At 69.4% G+C, this 16,017-nt stretch carries 14 protein-coding genes, 2 tRNA genes and 1 pseudogene; 7 read left to right on the top strand and 10 right to left on the bottom strand.

Annotated elements, in window-relative coordinates; genetic code table 11:
- Positions 1 to 210 precede the first annotated feature (210 nt).
- The 3 genes from ON21_RS00980 to ON21_RS00970 are packed head-to-tail and all read right to left on the bottom strand — an operon-like array spanning position 211 to position 4,650.
- Positions 211 to 825 (bottom strand): putative glycolipid-binding domain-containing protein, encoded by a 615-nt coding sequence (locus ON21_RS00980; RefSeq protein ID WP_083880331.1) that lies wholly within the window; start codon positions 823 to 825, stop codon positions 211 to 213.
- 49 nt (positions 826 to 874) lie between these two features.
- Positions 875 to 2,836 (bottom strand): ABC transporter ATP-binding protein, encoded by a 1,962-nt coding sequence (locus tag ON21_RS00975; protein WP_039794348.1) that lies wholly within the window; start codon positions 2,834 to 2,836, stop codon positions 875 to 877.
- Between the two features lie 2 nt (positions 2,837 to 2,838).
- Positions 2,839 to 4,650, bottom strand: a complete 1,812-nt coding sequence (locus tag ON21_RS00970) for an ABC transporter ATP-binding protein (RefSeq protein WP_039794347.1) — start codon at positions 4,648 to 4,650, stop codon at positions 2,839 to 2,841.
- A 227-nt stretch (positions 4,651 to 4,877) separates the two neighbouring features.
- Between ON21_RS00970 and ON21_RS00965 the strand changes: the two genes are divergently transcribed.
- Entirely contained in the window at positions 4,878 to 5,156 is a 279-nt protein-coding gene (locus ON21_RS00965) for a putative quinol monooxygenase (RefSeq protein WP_039794346.1), read from the top strand.
- Here ON21_RS00965 and fadD32 read toward each other — a convergent pair.
- Positions 5,153 to 7,081: a long-chain-fatty-acid--AMP ligase FadD32 gene (gene fadD32, locus ON21_RS00960; RefSeq protein ID WP_063820998.1), complete on the bottom strand. Its 1,929-nt coding sequence runs from the start codon at positions 7,079 to 7,081 to the stop codon at positions 5,153 to 5,155. The two genes, ON21_RS00965 and fadD32, sit on opposite strands and share 4 nt — an antisense overlap.
- A 108-nt stretch (positions 7,082 to 7,189) precedes the next feature.
- Positions 7,190 to 8,440 carry a KasA/KasB family beta-ketoacyl-ACP synthase gene (locus tag ON21_RS00955; RefSeq protein WP_039794344.1) on the bottom strand — a complete coding sequence of 417 codons (1,251 nt, stop codon included), beginning with the start codon at positions 8,438 to 8,440 and terminating at the stop codon, positions 7,190 to 7,192.
- Between the two features lie 336 nt (positions 8,441 to 8,776).
- On the opposite strand from ON21_RS00955, the gene ON21_RS00950 reads away from it, so the two are divergent.
- From ON21_RS00950 to ON21_RS00930, 5 genes and pseudogenes are all read left to right on the top strand, one after another.
- Positions 8,777 to 9,910, top strand: a complete 1,134-nt coding sequence (locus ON21_RS00950; RefSeq protein ID WP_051020126.1) for a DNA cytosine methyltransferase — start codon at positions 8,777 to 8,779, stop codon at positions 9,908 to 9,910.
- Positions 9,907 to 10,335: a very short patch repair endonuclease gene (locus ON21_RS00945; protein WP_039794388.1), complete on the top strand. Its 429-nt coding sequence runs from the start codon at positions 9,907 to 9,909 to the stop codon at positions 10,333 to 10,335. The genes ON21_RS00950 and ON21_RS00945 overlap by 4 nt, the downstream gene beginning before the upstream one ends.
- 167 nt (positions 10,336 to 10,502) lie before the next feature.
- Positions 10,503 to 11,198 (top strand): annotated as a pseudogene (locus ON21_RS00940) (DUF998 domain-containing protein); the annotation flags it as partial.
- A gap of 78 nt (positions 11,199 to 11,276) precedes the next feature.
- Positions 11,277 to 11,669, top strand: coding sequence for a RidA family protein (locus ON21_RS00935; RefSeq protein WP_039794385.1), 393 nt, complete (start codon positions 11,277 to 11,279; stop codon positions 11,667 to 11,669).
- A 115-nt stretch (positions 11,670 to 11,784) separates the two neighbouring features.
- Complete coding sequence (locus ON21_RS00930; RefSeq protein ID WP_039794342.1) at positions 11,785 to 12,501, top strand: maleylpyruvate isomerase family mycothiol-dependent enzyme; 717 nt, start codon at positions 11,785 to 11,787, stop codon at positions 12,499 to 12,501.
- Positions 12,502 to 12,566: 65 nt separating this feature from the next.
- On the opposite strand, the gene ON21_RS40905 is transcribed toward ON21_RS00930, so the two are convergent.
- The 4 genes from ON21_RS40905 to ON21_RS00915 form a co-directional block, all read right to left on the bottom strand.
- Positions 12,567 to 12,695: a DUF6228 family protein gene (locus ON21_RS40905; RefSeq protein ID WP_373281092.1), complete on the bottom strand. Its 129-nt coding sequence runs from the start codon at positions 12,693 to 12,695 to the stop codon at positions 12,567 to 12,569.
- A gap of 23 nt (positions 12,696 to 12,718) precedes the next feature.
- A tRNA-Arg gene (locus ON21_RS00925) sits at positions 12,719 to 12,791 on the bottom strand.
- A gap of 34 nt (positions 12,792 to 12,825) precedes the next feature.
- Positions 12,826 to 12,915 (bottom strand) — tRNA-Ser (locus ON21_RS00920).
- Positions 12,916 to 13,003: 88 nt separating this feature from the next.
- A complete protein-coding gene (locus tag ON21_RS00915; protein ID WP_039794384.1) occupies positions 13,004 to 13,711 on the bottom strand; it encodes a dienelactone hydrolase family protein in 708 nt (235 codons plus the stop codon).
- A 117-nt stretch (positions 13,712 to 13,828) separates the two neighbouring features.
- Here ON21_RS00915 and hisC point away from each other — a divergent pair, with 117 nt between their 5' ends.
- Positions 13,829 to 14,902, top strand: coding sequence for a histidinol-phosphate transaminase (gene hisC, locus ON21_RS00910; RefSeq protein WP_039794341.1), 1,074 nt, complete (start codon positions 13,829 to 13,831; stop codon positions 14,900 to 14,902).
- Here the strand turns inward: hisC and ON21_RS00905 are convergent.
- Positions 14,899 to 15,969 carry an alpha/beta hydrolase gene (locus tag ON21_RS00905; protein WP_039794382.1) on the bottom strand — a complete coding sequence of 357 codons (1,071 nt, stop codon included), beginning with the start codon at positions 15,967 to 15,969 and terminating at the stop codon, positions 14,899 to 14,901. The two genes, hisC and ON21_RS00905, sit on opposite strands and share 4 nt — an antisense overlap.
- Positions 15,970 to 16,017 lie beyond the last annotated feature (48 nt).

Below are 16,017 nucleotides of genomic sequence, written 5' to 3'. Positions count from 1 at the left end.
GCTGCGCGAGGACGAGCCGGGCAGCTCCGAAGACACTGTCTCCCGTCCAGCAGTCACGCCGAGACCAGCCGCAGGTGTCGCCCGGCGCGGCCTTCGGTGGCGGACGGGTTCCCAGAGAACGCCGGTGGAGATCACCGAATCTTCGGGGCTCGATGATCCGGTCCTCGGCACGAAAGCCCCGACTCGCGCATACCAGCGGGCCGCGCCGCGTCAGATCCGTTCGGCCAGTCCCGGGTAGTCCAGCAGGAACCCGTCGGCATCCACCGTGACCGTCGCGCTGGAGACCGGCGACAACACGCTGATGCCGTCGGCGGCGCTGCTGTAGATCAGCGTGGCCTCCTGGACGAGCAGGTCGGGCAGGCGGACGTAGACCACCGGGACCTGGACGTCCTCCACCGCGTGCTGCAGGTCGTAGCGGCGGATCGGCAGGGTGTTGAAGAACGGGCTGAGCACCACGTCCACGTCGAGGGCGCCGGCGAAGGTGGAGCGCACGTGATTGCCGCCCGCGTCGACGAGCCAGTAGTTCTCCTCGTCGCGGGCGATGGAGGCGTGCCGCTCCCCCGCGGCCGTCGTGGTGCGTACCGACAGCCGCTTTGTGACGCCGTTCTCGTCGGTGACCAGGTCGTACGACGCGCTGAACGCGGGATGGTCCGCGCTCGCGCCGCCGATCATGCGCCCGGCGGCGCGGATGCGGTTGCCGTTGAGCTGCACCCGCACCGACTCCATCCGGGTCGCGTCGTGTGCGCGCCAGGTGAGGATCGCCGGCCACCGGGATTCCTGGGTGCTCGCGGCGGGGCTCTCGGGGTCGGAGGCTGGGGTCGTCACGTATCTACCGTAAGCGACACCCGGCCCATGCCCGTAGCAGCGCCGCTCATCACACGAGCGACTCCCGCCACGCCGCGTGCAGGCCTGCGAACCGGCCGGTGCCCGCGATCAGGGCATCCGGCGCGCCGTCCTCGACGATCCGGCCGGACTCGAGCACGAGCACCCGGTCGGCGATCGCCACCGTGGACAGCCGGTGCGCGATGATCACCGCCTTGCGCCCGCGCAGCACGGTCTCCAGCGCCTGCTGCACCAGCCGTTCGCTGGGGATATCCAGGCTCGACGTGGCCTCGTCCAGCACGATCACGGCGGGATCGGCCAGGAACACACGCGCGAACGCGACCAGCTGCCGCTGCCCCGCCGAGAGCCTGCCGCCCCGTTTGCGCACGTCGGTGGCGAAGCCCTCGGGCAACGCCTGCACGAAGTCGTACAGGCCGACCGCGCGGGCCGCCGCGAACACCTCCGCGTCGGTGGCCTCCGGCCTGCCCAGCCGGATGTTGTCGGCCACCGAACCGGAGAACAGGTAGGACTCCTGGGTGACCATCACCACGTTGCGGCGCAGGTCGGCGTCGGACAGCTCGCGCAGGTCGATGCCGTCCAGGGTGACCACGCCGCCGGACGGGTCGTAGAACCGCGTCAGCAGCTTCGCCAGCGTCGACTTGCCCGCACCGGTCGCACCGACCAGCGCGATCACCTGCCCGGCCGGGATGTCCAGGGTGAACTCCGGCAACACCGGTCGCGTCCGGCGATCCGACCGCACGGGCGAATCCGCGGACGGTACCGCCAGGGCGTCATCCGACTTCGCGGATGCGCCGCTGTCGGCGGTCGAACCAGACGAGTAGCCGAACCACACCTTCTCCATCCGCACCGCCCCGGAGGCCTTGTCCAGGCTGACCGGCCGCGCGGGCTCGGGCACCGACGGCTCCTCCTCGAGTACGCCGGAGATCTTCTCCAGCGCGGCCGCCGCGGACTGGTAGGCGTTGAACACCTGCGCCAGCTCGTCCAGCGGTCCGTAGAACTCGTTGAGGTACAGCAGGTAGGCCGCGAGCACGCCGACCGCGAGATCGCCCTCGATCACCCGCCAGGCGCCCACCACGATGATGGTGACCGTGGTCAGGTTGCCGAGCAGTTTGGTCAGGCCCGCGTAGTCGCCCATGCCGCGCATGGCCGCGGTGGTCGCCCGGCGGTATTCGGCGTCCTCGATCGCGAGCACCGACTCGTTGCGCTGCTCCCGGCGGAACGCCTGCACCGCCCGCATGCCGCCCATCGACTCGACGAACTGCACGACCACCTTGGCGATCGCGGCGCGCGTGCGCCGGTAGCCCGCTCGCTGCCTGCGCTGCGCCCAACGGGTGACCACCACCAGCGGGACGAATCCGACCAGCACGATCGCGGCGAGCGCCTGATCCAGGTAGATCAGCAGCGCCGCGATGGTCAGCACCGACAGGATCGCGCTCAGCGCCTGGTTGAGCGCGCTCTCCAGCAGTTCCTGCAGCGTCTCGATATCGCCGGTGAGCCGCGCGACCACCTTGCCCGAGGTGTACTTCTCGTGGAAGGCGACGCTGAGCCGCTGCACGTGCGTGAACGCGCGCACGCGCAGATCGAACAGCACGCTCTGGCTGAGCCTGCCGGTCACCCGCAGGAATGCGTACGTGCAGATCGAGCCGAGCAGGATCGAGCCGAGGTAACCGGCCACGGTGCGGGCCAGCGGCGCCCAGTCGCCCGTGACACCGCGCGCGATGCCGGTGTCCAGCGCATGCGCGACGAACAGCGGCGCGGACACCTTCGCGACGTTGTCCAGCACGATGAGCGCCAGCGCGAGCCCCGCGAGTTTGCGGTAGGGCTTGACCAGGTCGAGCAGCAGCCGCCGGGAGCGTCCGGCCAGCACCAGATTGCCGGTCTCGGTGACCTCTTTGTCCTCGCCCGCGATGCCGCGCCAGTCGGCCGTGCCTTCCTCCCGGGTCGAATCACTCCTCGGCGCTTCGTCTTTGGAGACAGTGGTCGTAGTACTCACGGTTACTCACCTCCCATCAGTTCGCGGTAGCTCCTGCTGGTGCGCAGCAACTGATCGTGGGTGCCCTCCGCGACGATCCGGCCCTCGGCGAGCACCGCCACCCGATCGGCCAGCGCGGCCGTGGACGGGCGATGCGCGACGAGCAGCGTCGTCGCGTCGGCCAGCACGGTGCGCAGGCGTTCCTGGACCCGCTCCTCGGTCTCCACGTCGAGCGCGGACAGCGGGTCGTCGAGCACCATGATCCGGCCGCGCTTGCCTTCGCCCGCGCCGCTGAGCACCGCGCGAGCCAGCGCCAGCCGCTGCCGCTGGCCGCCGGACAAGCTCAGGCCCTGTTCGCCGATCCTGGTGTCCAAGCCCCAGGGCAGGTCGTCGACGAACTCGGTGGCCTGCGCGACCTCGAGCGCGCGGCGCACGTCGGCGTCGGTGGCGGACGGGTCGCCGAGCGCGACGTTCTCCCGCACACTCGCGGAGAACAGCACCGGCTCCTCGAACGCGACCGACACCAGTGATCGCAGGTCGGCGACCCGCATGGCGGCGATGTCGATGCCGTCGATGGTGATCGCGCCGCCCGTCACGTCGTACAGGCGTGGGATCAAGTTGAGCAGTGCCGTCTTGCCGCTTCCCGTCGCGCCGACCAGCGCCACGGTCTCACCGGGGCGCACCCGCAGCGACACCTCGCGCAGCACCTCGTTTTCCGCGTCGGGAAAGGCGAAACGCACTGCCTCCAGGCGTAATTCGCCACGGATGCGGTCCGGTAAGCACACCGGATCGGCCGGATCGGTGATGTCGACCGGGGTGTCGATGATCTCCCAGTACCGGTCGGCCGCGGTGCGCGCGTCGTTCAGCTCGGCGAGCAGGAAGCCGGTCCAGATGATCGGCCACTGCAGGAAAGTCGCGAGCGTGATGGCCGCGATCAAGGTGCCGAGCGTCATCGTGCCGTGCGCCACCGCGTACCCGCCATAGCCGAGCGCGAACGCGATGGCCAGTTGCGGAATGCTCAGCATGCTCGACCACAACGTCGCGTCCAGGCGCGCTTTCAGCAGTTCGGTCTGCCGCAGCTCCTGTGCCTGTGCGGTGAAACGGCGACCGAAGAACACGCCTCGCCCGAACGCCTTGAGCACCCGCACCCCCTGTGCGGATTCCTCGGCCGTGGTCGCCAGATCCCCCGATTGGTCCTGGGAACGCCTCGACGCCATCGAGTACCGGCGCTCGAAGCGAATGCAGATGAACACCAGCGGGATGGCGATCACCGCGAAGATCAGGCCGATCTGCGGACTCAGCCCGATCAGCACGAGCAGGCCCACCGGGATGATCATGCAGTGGATGAGCAGGAACGGCCCCGCGAAGGAGACGAACCGGCGCATGGTGGCCAGGTCGTCGATCGCACGTGACAGCAACTGACCCGACTCCCACGCGTCGTGCCTGCCGATCGACAACGCTTGCAGCTTCCGGAATACCTTGGCGCGCAGCGTGATCTCGATGTGCGTCGCGGGCGCCGCGATCAGCCAGCGGCGTCCCCACACGCCGACGGCCTCGAGCAGGCCGAGCGCCAGCACCGCGGCGACCGGCCCGAGCGCGCCCGCGAGATCGCGGCGGGCGACCGGGCCATCGATGATGCGCGCGATCAGCAGCGGGATGACGACGGCCGTCAGACCGGACAGCAGCGCCAGTCCGCTCGCGGCGAGCAGAATACGGATATGCGGACGCAGGTACGGCCAGAACCTGCGCAAGGAATGCAAGCGGCCCGTGGCGGCGGGCCGCTCCGTTCTGTCGGCCTCCGGTTCGGCCGACGAAACGTCCAGTGCGACAGACAAGACTCCCCCTCTAGGTGTGTGACTGGCGGCGGAGAACGAGACCCACGGTGATGTTGGCAGCAGGGTCCGACATTTCAGGGTCGCACCGGAACGCGCGCCGACCAACCGATTTTCCGTCCGCCGCCCGGCACGCACGGCTCGTCGCGGCGACGGATTCGGCACTCGTCCACCCAGTCGACGACCTCTGGCGAACCCGAGGTCGATCGCGCGGATCTAGACTCCCCGGCATGCTGATCGTCGCCGGATACCTGCGCGTCACCGATCGCGACCGCTACCTCGACAGCTGCCGGGAGGTCGTGGCGCTCGCCCGCGCCACCGATGGCTGCCTGGACTTCAGCCTGGGCGCGGATCTGCTCGAGCCCGATCGGGTGAACGTCTACGAGCGCTGGACGACCCGTGCCGCGGTGGAACGCTTCCGCGGCACGGGTACCTCGGGCGACCTCGATGACCGGATCGTGGGCGCCGACGTCCGGGAATTCGAGTACGAGACCGAGATCAGGCTCTAGCTCACGCCCGCGGTCTCCGGCTCCCACCCCTGCGGCACGTCCGGGAAAGCCTGTTGCTGGTGGCCGCCGCGCAGCGTGCCCTCCAGATAGGCCGCTCGGCAGGCGCGGCGGGCGATCTTGCCGCTGGAGGTGCGCGGAATCGAACCCGCGGGCACCAGCAACACGTCACGGACCATGACGCCGTGGCGGCGCGCGATCGCCGCGCGCACGGTGTCGGCGACCGGCTCCGGCTCCAGCTTGCCCGCGCGGGCGTTGCGCTCCGCGACGATCACCAACTGTTCGGAAGTGTCCTCGGCGTCGAACGTCAGGCCGGAGTGACTGCCCTGCTCGAAGACCAGCGCGGGCAACTCGTTGGCGGGCACCGAGAACGCCGCGACGAAGCCGGGGCGCAGCGCCGTGCTCGATTCCTGGGCCGAGAACTCCAGATCCTGCGGATAGTGGTTGCGCCCGTCGACGATGACCAGGTCCTTGACCCGCCCGGTGATGTACAGCTCGCCGTCGAGGTACGCGCCGTAATCTCCGGTGCGCATCCAGTTGGCGTCCTGCGGCGTGCCCTCCGCGTGACTGCCCTCGGGCAACCGCGCGGTCAGCTCGGCGCGGAAGGTGGCCTCGGTCTCCTCGGGGCGGCCCCAATATCCGATGCCCATGTTGTCGCCGTGCAGCCAGATTTCGCCGACCTCGCCGTCACGTCGCTCCGTGCCGTGTTCCGGGTCCACGATCACCGCCCACTGCGACAGCGCGACGTATCCGCAGGACACCTGTGCGATCGCGTTGTCCGCGTCCGCGGCGACCTGGACCATCCGCCCGGCGTTCAACTCGGCCCGGTCGACATGGACGACTTTGGCTTTATCTTGGGCCCTGGTGGCGGAGACGAACACCGTCGCCTCCGCCATGCCGTAGCACGGCTTGATCGCCGTCTCCGGCAACCCGTACGGCGCGAACGCCTCGTTGAATTTCTTCATCGACGACACCGACACCGGCTCGCTGCCGTTGATCAATCCGATCACATTGGAAAGGTCCAGTTCCTCGCCTGGCTTCGGCTTGCCCCGCGCCGCGGCGTGCTCGAACGCGAAATTGGGCGCGGCGGCGAAAGTCCCGGCGCCGTCGGAGGCGGCGGCCAATTCCTTGATCCAGCGGTAGGGACGGCGCACGAACGCGCTCGGCGACATGATGGTGATGAACCCGCCCCCTACGGTCGGCAGGATCACGGCCAGCAGACCCATATCGTGGAACAGCGGCAGCCAGGTGACCCCGCGCGAATTCTCCGTGACGCCGATGGCGTCGATCATCTGCAGCAGGTTGGTGCCCACCGCGCGGTGGGTGATCTCCACGCCCGCGGGCGTCCGGGTGGAACCCGAGGTGTACTGAAGGTACGCGACACTGTCGATGTCGACGTCCGGACGCACCCACGAAGCGCCCACACCGTCCGGGATGGCCTCCACCGCGATGATGCGCGGACGCTCCGGTGGTGGCAGGTGCCGGAAGAATTTCCGCACGCCGCTCGCCGCCGAGCCCACGGTGAGAATCGCGGCGGGCTTGCAGTCGCCGAGCACCGCGTGCAACCGGTCGGTGTGGCCCTGTTCCTCCGGGTCGAACAGCGGAACCGCGATATTGCCCGCGTACACCGCCGCGAAGAGCGAGACGACGTAGTCGAGTCCTTGCGGAGCGAGAATCGCCACCCGGTCGCCCGGGCGCGTGACCTGTTGCAGCCGGGCCGCCACCGCGCGCAGGCGCACACCGAACTGCCGCCAGGTGAGTTCGTGGTATTCGCCGTCCCGTTCCCGGGAATAGTCGATGAAGCGGTAGGCGAGATCGTCGCCGTTCTCCACGCTGTGCTTGTCGACGAAGTCGATCAGGGTCTTGTCCCCGGGGATTCTGATATTGCCCTGATCGTCCAGATAGTCGTCGAAGGTTTCGTCGATCATCGCCTTATCCTTTTCCAGCGCACGGACCCTCAGGTCGTGCAATGACATCGAACACAGGTCGATAACGAAGCGCCGGGAAGGCTAGCAGGGGTCCCGGCCACCCTGCGGTCAGTACCGGCCGAAGGCGAGCGCCACATTGTGCCCGCCGAATCCGAACGAGTTGTTCAAGGCGTAATCGATACGGCCGCTGCGGCTTCGGCCGTGCACCACATCCAGATCGATATCGGGATCCTGATTGTCCAAATTCAGCGTCGGCGGCACGATTTCGTCCCGCACGGTGAGCACCGTGAGCACCGCTTCGAGTGCGCCGACCGCGCCGATGGAATGACCGAGAGCCGATTTCGGCGCGTAGACCGACGCGTGGTCGCCCACGGCCGCGCAGATCGCGCGCGCCTCCGCCGTGTCACCGATCGGGGTGGCGGTCGCGTGCGCGTTCACGTGCGCGATATCGGCCTTGGCCAGACCGGCCGTCCGCATCGCCCGCGTCATCGCGCGCGCGGCGCCCGCGCCGTCGGGATCCGGCGCGACCAGGTGGAAACCGTCCGAGGTGACGCCAGCGCCCATCAGCCTGGCGTGAATGGTCGCGCCGCGCGCTTTGGCGTGCTCCTCGGTCTCCAGCACCATCAGCGCGCCCGCCTCACCGAAGACGAATCCGTCGCGGTCGGCGTCGAACGGACGCGAGGCGCTCTTGGGCGCGTCGTTTCGGGTGCTCATGGCACGCATCATGGTGAATGCCGCGATCGCGAGAGCCTGGATGGAACCCTCCACGCCGCCGGCGACCATCACGTCGGCATCGCCCATGACGATCATCCGCCACGCGTTGGCGAGCGCCTCGGCACCGGAGGAACAGGCCGAGACCGGCGTCGTCACCCCGGCGCGCGCTCCGAGTTCCATCGCGACGCAGGCCGCGGCGCCGTTGGGCATCACGGCCTGGACGGTGTACGGCGACACCTTGCGGTAACCGCCGTTGTGCAGTTTGTCCCGAGCGTGGACGATCGCCTCCGCGCCGCCGAGGCCGGTACCTATGGACACCCCCAGACGCCGCTTGTCCACCTGGGGGCTGCCCGCATTGCGCCAGACCTCACGCCCGAGCACGACGGCCAGTTGCTCCACATAGGAGAGCCGGTGGGCCTCCGCGGCGTCCAGACACGCGGTGGGAGGGACCTTCAGATGCCCGCCGATACGGACCGGCAGCTCGAATTCATCGATGAACTCGTCATCCAGGATGTCGATACCGCTGTCGCCGTTGAGCAAGCCTTTCCACGTGGAATCCACGTCACCCGCGATGGACGTGGTCGCCGCGAGGCTCGTGACCACGACAGCGGGAAACTGTCCGTTTTTGGTGGAAGGCATCTGCATGTCTCGCTCACTTTCCCTAGCGTCGCTCTGGAACGTCGTCGAGCAAAAGCAATGCGCGAGCGCGCCACCAGGATCGTGGGCGGCCCGCGCGGATGGCACTGGAGCGCAGGCGGATCGGCCGGTCATCACGTCCGGGTGCGACCCCCCTTGTGCATTATTGGAAAAGCGCACCGATCGCACGGCGTGACACGCGGACCGTACCAGGTGCCGGGGACGATGGTCGCGTTGTTCGGGGATCGCCTCCGACGACTCGAGTAACCTGCTCCCCGGGCACGGGACGCGCGGGCGGCGTCCGGTGTGGACGCGAGAAAGGGAAGGTCGTTGACGGGCGCGCGGATGGTCGGGCTGTTCGCCGGGATCGGCGGACTCGAGCTCGGCCTCGGCAGACACGGCTGGCACACCGAGCTGCTGTGCGAGATCGAGCCCGGGGCCCAAGGCGTGCTCGCCGCCCGTTTCCCGGACGTGCCGCTGCATTCCGACATCACCCGGCTGCGCGCCATCCCGGCGGGAACGGAACTGGTCGCGGCGGGATTCCCGTGCCAGGACCTCTCCCAGGCGGGGCGCACCGCCGGCATCACCGGTACGCGCTCGGGATTGGTCGACGAGGTGTTCCGGTTGGTCCGCCGCAAGCGGGGCCCGCGCTGGCTGCTGATCGAGAATGTGCCGTTCATGCTGCAACTGGGTCGCGGCGCGGCCATGCGGCACATCACGGGCGCGCTCGACGAGCTCGGCTACACCTGGGCCTACCGCGTGGTGGACGCCCGCGCGTTCGGCCTGCCCCAGCGCAGGCAGCGGGTGCTGATGCTGGCCTCCCGCACCGAGGACCCGCGCGGGGTGCTGTTCGGCGAGGACGCCGGTCCCCGCACGATCGGCGACCCCGAGCTCGACCCCTGCGGCTTCTACTGGACCGAGGGAGTGCGCGGACTGGGCTGGGCGGTGAACGCGGTTCCGACGCTGAAGGGCGGCTCCGCGCTCGGCATCGCCAGCCCGCCCGCGGTGCGATTGCCGTCCGGGGAGATCGTCACGCCGGGCATCGCCGACGCCGAACGCCTGCAAGGTTTCGACGCGGGCTGGACGGCGCCCGCGACCGAGGTGCCCGGCATCAGGAAGGGCCACCGCTGGAAACTGGTCGGCAACGCGGTGAGCGTGCGGATGGCGGCTTGGGTCGGCTCGCGGCTGGCCGCTCCCCTCGAACCGATCTCCGGCGATCAGCCGTTGGCGCCTGGCACCCCGTGGCCGGTCGCCGCGTGGGGACACGACGGCGCCGCCTATCGGGTGCCGGTCTCCACGTGGCCGGTGCACGAGCCGTACGAGGACTTGGCCCACTTCCTCACCGACGCGCAGTTGCTCTCCGCCCGCGCGACGGCCGGATTCCTGCGCCGCACCACCATGGGCAGTCTGCGTTTTCCGCCGGGCTTTCTCGCCGACGTGGAAAGCCACCTCGATCGGATGGGCGGATGGGCGGCATGACCCGCAGGCCCACGACCGACGCGGCCACCAGCGCGCGGATGGCGCGCCAGCGGCGCACCGGAACGGATCCGGAGCTGGCCTTGCGCCGAGAACTGCACCGGCGCGGGTTGCGCTACTTCGTCGACCGGGCGCCGATCCGAGGACAGCGCAGGCGCGCCGACCTGGTGTTCCCACGCAGGCGCGTCGCGGTCTACGTGGACGGGTGTTTCTGGCACCGCTGCCCGCAGCACGCCACCGCTCCGAAGAACAACGCCGAATGGTGGGCGGCCAAGCTGGCGGGCAACGTCGCCAGGGACCGGGCCACCGACGCGGCGCTCGTCGCCGCGGGATGGCGCGTGGTCCGCGTCTGGGAGCACGAGGATCCCGTCAACGCGGCCGACCGCGTCCAAGCCGAGCTGTCAGCGGTGTCGCACCCGCACCAGTGAACGCGGAGCGTGCGCGGCCAGATAGCCGGACGCCACCATCACCGTCATGACCGCGATTCCGGCGGCGGCAGTCGCGAAACCGAGCATGGGAACCTCCTCGAGTTGCAGCTTCGACCAGCGTGCCGGGCGAAGCTGACAAGACCCTGTGTCCCGGATGGTAATGACGTGTGCGGCCCGCCGCTGTCCGGCGCGCTCAGGGCAACCAGCACAATGGGGACGTGACGGGTGGCTCGGAGATCGCCGTTCGGCGCCTGCGACCGGCGACCGTGCTGGTCGCCGCGGCGATCGCGATCGCTGGGGTCTGCTACTCGTCCTGGGTGCTGCAGTTCGTGCTCGGCATCGACCTCGACCCGGTCGACACATTCCTCAGCGAACTGGACGCGGAGGGCAAGCCGTACCGCGAGGTGTTCGCGACCGCCGACCTGATCGTCGGGGCGGTCCTCGCGCCCGCGGCGATCGCGGGCCTGGTGTTGTTCCCGCGCCGCAGACTGACCAACGTCGGCTGGGTCGCGTTGTTCTGCTTCGGCGCGGCGACCGTCGCCGACGTCCTGCTGCCGCTGCACGACTGCACGCCGGGCGAGAGCGGGTGCGGTGGCCCCAGCGAACTGTTCCCGCAACTGCATCAGCCGCACGCGCTGACGAGCACGCTGGCGGTCACCTCGATCGCCGTCGCCGCCTTCGCCTTCAGCCTCGCCGCGTTCCGGTATCGGCGCTGGCGGGTGCTGCGCGAATCCGGGCTGGTCGTGCTGGTGATCGGCTCGCTGGCGACGGTGTGGATGCTGGTTGCCGACAACCTGCCGGGAAACTATGCCCTCGGCATCGCCCAGCGGATCCAGGTCGGCGCGATGTCGCTGTGGTTGATCGCGCTGGCCGCCGCGGTGATCGTGGAAGGGCGGGAACCTGCGCATGGCCGCGCCGAGGGCCGTGCGATGCTGTCGCGCATGAGTGATCGCGTGAACATCGCCTCGGGTTCGGAGTTCGAGGACATCGTCGGCTACTCGCGGGCGGTCCGGCTCGGGGATGTCATCGCGGTCAGCGGCACGACCGCGTCGGCCCCCGGCGGCACGGCGGTCGGCGGCGACGATATCGGCGAGCAGACCAGGGAAACCCTGCGACGCATCGCCTCCGCGCTGGAGGAGGCGGGCGCGAGCCTGGCCGACGTGGTGCGCACCCGCATCTTCGTCACCGACATCGCCCGCTGGCCCGAAGTCGCCAAGGCGCACGCCGAGGTCTTCGGCGAGATCCGCCCCGCGACGGCGATGTATGAGATCAAGGCGCTGATCGCCCCGGCCTTGCTGGTCGAGATCGAGGCCGACGCGATCGTCGGCGGGTAGACCGCCGAGCGGGGCCCTCCGGGCCGCATGGGTTTTGTCCGGCAACGGCTGGGCCGGGGGAGGTCCGGCCCGTCGTTCGCGGCAGACGAGGTTCTCTCTCGCTAGGGTCGAAACCGTGACCACCGCCTCGCAGACCCCTGTGCAACTCGACACCGTCGCCGAGGCGACCGACCGCCTGCTCGACACCATTCGCGGCCTCGACGAGCACGCCGTCTCCGGCCCCTCCCTCCTGCCGGGCTGGACCCGCGGCCACGTGCTGGCCCACCTTGCCCGCAACGCCGACAGCCTGGTGAACCTCCTGCTGTGGGCGCACACCGGTGTCGAGATCCCGCAGTACGCCAGCGCTTTCCTGCGCGACGCCGATATCGAGGCGGGCGCACCCCGCCCACTCACCGAGCAACTCGCCGACAACGAGGCCGCCGCCACCCGTTTTCTCGGTCTCGCACGCTCACTCACCGACGACGCATGGCGAGCACAGGTCCGCACCCGCCAGGGCCGCCCCATCCCCGCGACCGAAGTCCTGTGGATGCGCTTGCAGGAGGTCGAGATCCACCACGTAGACCTCAACGCGAACTACCACCCCGGCGACTGGCCCACCTCATTCGTAGCCCGCATCCTCCCCCAGGCCACCGCCGACCTCACCCGCCTCACCGCCGAAACCCCACTCCCCTTCACCATCCAGGCCACCGACACGGACTTCACCACCCCCCTCGGCCCCACACCCACCCAAACCATCTCCGGCCCAGCCACCTCCCTCGCCGCCTGGCTCCTCGGCCGCAGCCCCGGCACCGACCTCACCGGCGACCTCCCACCCCTCCCGGCCTGGAAATAGCCACGAGTGGCACACCACTGCGGCATCGACCGAGAAGACCCTCGATGGTGTGCCACTCGCGACCGTCAGGCCGAGGGGCGGAGGAATCGATGGACGGTGCCGGCGAATCGCCGCATCTGCTCGCCCGCTTCGAGACTCATGGCCACTGTCGCGGTCCATGTGAAGGCCCCCGAAATGAGGGAGGCCCCCCGCAACGAAGCGGAGGGCCTCCCGAAAGTGCGCCCGAAGGGATTCGAACCCCTAACCTTCTGATCCGTAGTCAGATGCTCTATCCGTTGAGCTACGGGCGCATGTGTTATTCAGTTGTACCCGGTTTCCCGGGCGTGGCGGAGGCGAGAGGATTTGAACCTCCGGTCCCCGTGAAGGGACAACTCATTAGCAGTGAGTCCCATTCGGCCGCTCTGGCACGCCTCCTGGAGCCTTCTCTTCGAGGGCACCGGTCCTTTCGAACCGCCGAGCAGAAAGGTTACAGCAGCTACCGACCAGATCACAAAACGGCTGGTCAGCGTAGGTTACTGTCGAACCAATCGAAGATTCTGGTTTGCGAATCGACCGCATCGCCGTCGTCGTCACCCTCGGAGGTGTCGGCCCGGTGGTGCAGGCCGGGGTAGGTGACCACCAGGCTGGCGACCGCGGCGCGGGCGGTCGCGTCGCGTAGCTCGTCGACCTGGGCGGGCGGGGTGGCCGGATCGTCGACGCCGAACAGGCCGAGCCACGGTGCCTGCAGGTTCGGGGCGGCGCGCACGAGGGCGTCGGCCTGGTCGGTGAGCGGCTGGGTGATACCGTGCGCCGCGACGCTCACCGCGGCCCCGATCGGGCGATTGGTCGCGACCAGGAAGGCGGCGGTGCCCGCGGAGTCGAAGCCGAGCACGCCGATGGTGTCGGGGAACACCCCGCGCCGGGTGAGCCAGTCGAAGCAGGCGTCGAAGTCCTCGAACAGCTCGTCGCCGAAGACTCCGGCGCCGAGGCCTTCGTCCGCCCGATGGAAGAGTTTGGGCGCGACCACGGTCCAGCCCTCGCCGGCCAGCGCGTTCATCAGGTCGCGCAACGGGCCGGTGAACTCGCGCGACTCGTGCAGCAGCACGATGCCGCCGCGGGCGTTTCCTTCCGGCTCCACCACCGTGATGGGCACCTGCCCACCGCTGGTCGGCCGCTCGTCTTCCTGGTCGCTTGCCCGCAGCGGGGCCATATCGTCGTAGGTGCCCGACATGAAACCAGCGTAGGGCGAGTTGCTGATCTGCGGTAGAAATTGCACGTGGGGGCCTATATCCCAGAGAATTTCCGGTACGCCGATCGGGCTTTTCCCGGCGCCGATTAGGGTTGGAGTGTGACAGCGCGAATCCGGCCGGACCTCGAAGCGATCCCGGCGTACACCCCCGGCCGCAGCAATCCCGGCGCGGTCAAGCTGGCCAGCAACGAGACGACCATCGGTCCGCTGCCCGCCGCCGCCAAAGCCATCGCCGAGGCGGCCGAGCTGGCCAATCGGTATCCGGACAACCAGTCCACCGAGCTGCGGACGGCGCTGGCCGAGTTCCTCGGGGTCGGCTTCGAGAACGTCGCGGTCGGCTGCGGCAGCGTGGCGCTGTGCCAGGAGCTGGTGCAGATCACCTGCTCGTCCCCGTCGGACGAGGTGCTGTTCGCGTGGCGCTCGTTCGAGGCCTACCCGATCGTGACCAAGGTGGGCAACGCCACCGCGGTACAGGTGCCGCTCACGGCCGGTCAGGTGCACGATCTGGACGCGCTGGCCGCCGCGGTCACCGAGCGGACCAAGTTGGTCTTCGTCTGCAACCCGAACAACCCGACCGGCACCGCGGTCGGCAGAACGGAGCTGGTCCGGTTCCTGGACGCGGTGCCGTCGCACGTGCTGGTGGTGCTGGACGAGGCGTACTACGAATACGTACGGCTCGCCGACCACCCCGACGGCGTAGAGATCGGCCGGACCAGGCCCAATGTGGTTGTGCTGCGCACCTTCTCCAAGGCATACGGCCTGGCCGGGCTGCGGGTGGGCTACGCGGTGGGCGATCCGGCCGTGATCACGGCGCTGCTGAAGGTGCACATTCCGTTCAGCGTGAGCCGGCTCGCGCAGGCGGCGGCGATCGCGTCGCTGGAGTCACGCCATGAATTGCTGGATCGCACCGACCTTCTGGTCGTCGAACGCGAACGGGTGCGCGACGCGCTGGTGGCGGCGGGGTACCCGGTGCCGCCGAGCGAGGCGAACTTCGTCTGGCTGCCGCTGGGCGCGCGCAGCGCCGAGTTCGGCGAGGCCAGCGCGGCGGCCGGGGTGCTGGTGCGACCGTACGGAGCCGACGGGGTGCGCGTCACTGTCGGCGACCCGCACGAGAACGACCTTTTCCTGAGTTTCGCCAGGGAGCCGGAGGTGCTCGCCCGGTTCCTGGGTTAGTGAACGTCGATCGCGGGTGCGATGACGGGCCAGGAGAGGGCGAGTTCGTCCTCCCAGTACGGCCAGGAGTGCGTGCCGGTGGCCCGGAAGTGCGCGGTGATCGGGATGCCGAGCGACCGCAGCCGGTCGGTGAGCCGCCGGGTGCAGGCGTTGGTCGCGGCCTCCAGCGGGCCACCGAACGTGATGGCGCTGGGCAGGTCGACGTTCGGCGTCCCCGGCACGTCGTGCACCCCGGGCAGACCGCTGCCGACCGACAGATAGATCGTCTTGCCCCGCAAGGCGTCCGCGTGCAGGGTGACGTCGTGCGCCAGCCAGTCGGGGTCGTCCTGCTTGCCGAACATGTTGTCCGGCTCGCCCATGTAGGTGGCCACCACAGCCCGCGCCTGCGCCTGGCCGATGTCGGTGCCCATCGAGAAGCAACCGCTGTGCGCCGCGATCGCCTTGTAGAGCGTCGGCTGCCGGAACGCGAGCATCATCGCGGCCTCCGCACCCATCGAGACGCCCATCACCGCGTTGACGCCGTTGCCGTCGAACTTCGCGTCGATCAGCGGGGGCAGCTCCTTGGCCAGGAACGTCTCCCACTTGTTGGTGCCGAGCACCGGGTCGGGCTGCTGCCAGTCGGTGTAGAAGCTGGCAGGCCCGCCGACGGTGAGGACGACGTTGACGTCCTTGTCGGCGTAGAAACGGTCGGCGTGCCCGAGTTCGGTCCAGTTGTTGCTGTCGGGACTCGCGCTGCGACCATCGAGCATGTAGACGGTGGGACGCGGGCGCGACTGGTCGCGCGGCAGCAACACCTGCACCTCGACCACTCGGCTCATCGCGGGCGAGGCGACATAGACCCGCAGCCACCGATCGTTGATCGGTTCGATGCGCTCGATCCGCGGTGTCGAGGGCTGTTTACTGGTCGGCTCGGCCGGGCCGGGACCGTCCGAGGACCCGGTGTTGACCGGCGGCGGATTGCCGGGCGCGGCCGTGACCTGGGGAGCACCGAATGACACCGCACCGGACACGAGTGCGGCACTGATCAGGGCGCTGGAGAGCCAACGCCGCACCCCACGACACAGCATGCGCACCATCCTGCCAGAGACGTCGAGAGCCGAAGAAAAATCGTCGCC

The sequence above is a fragment of the Nocardia araoensis NBRC 100135 genome, assembly GCF_000308435.1.
GTDB classification, from domain to species: Bacteria; Actinomycetota; Actinomycetes; order Mycobacteriales; family Mycobacteriaceae; genus Nocardia; species Nocardia araoensis.
The sequence above is the reverse complement of the archived record's forward strand: the minus strand, read 5'-3'. Positions and strand labels throughout refer to the sequence as shown.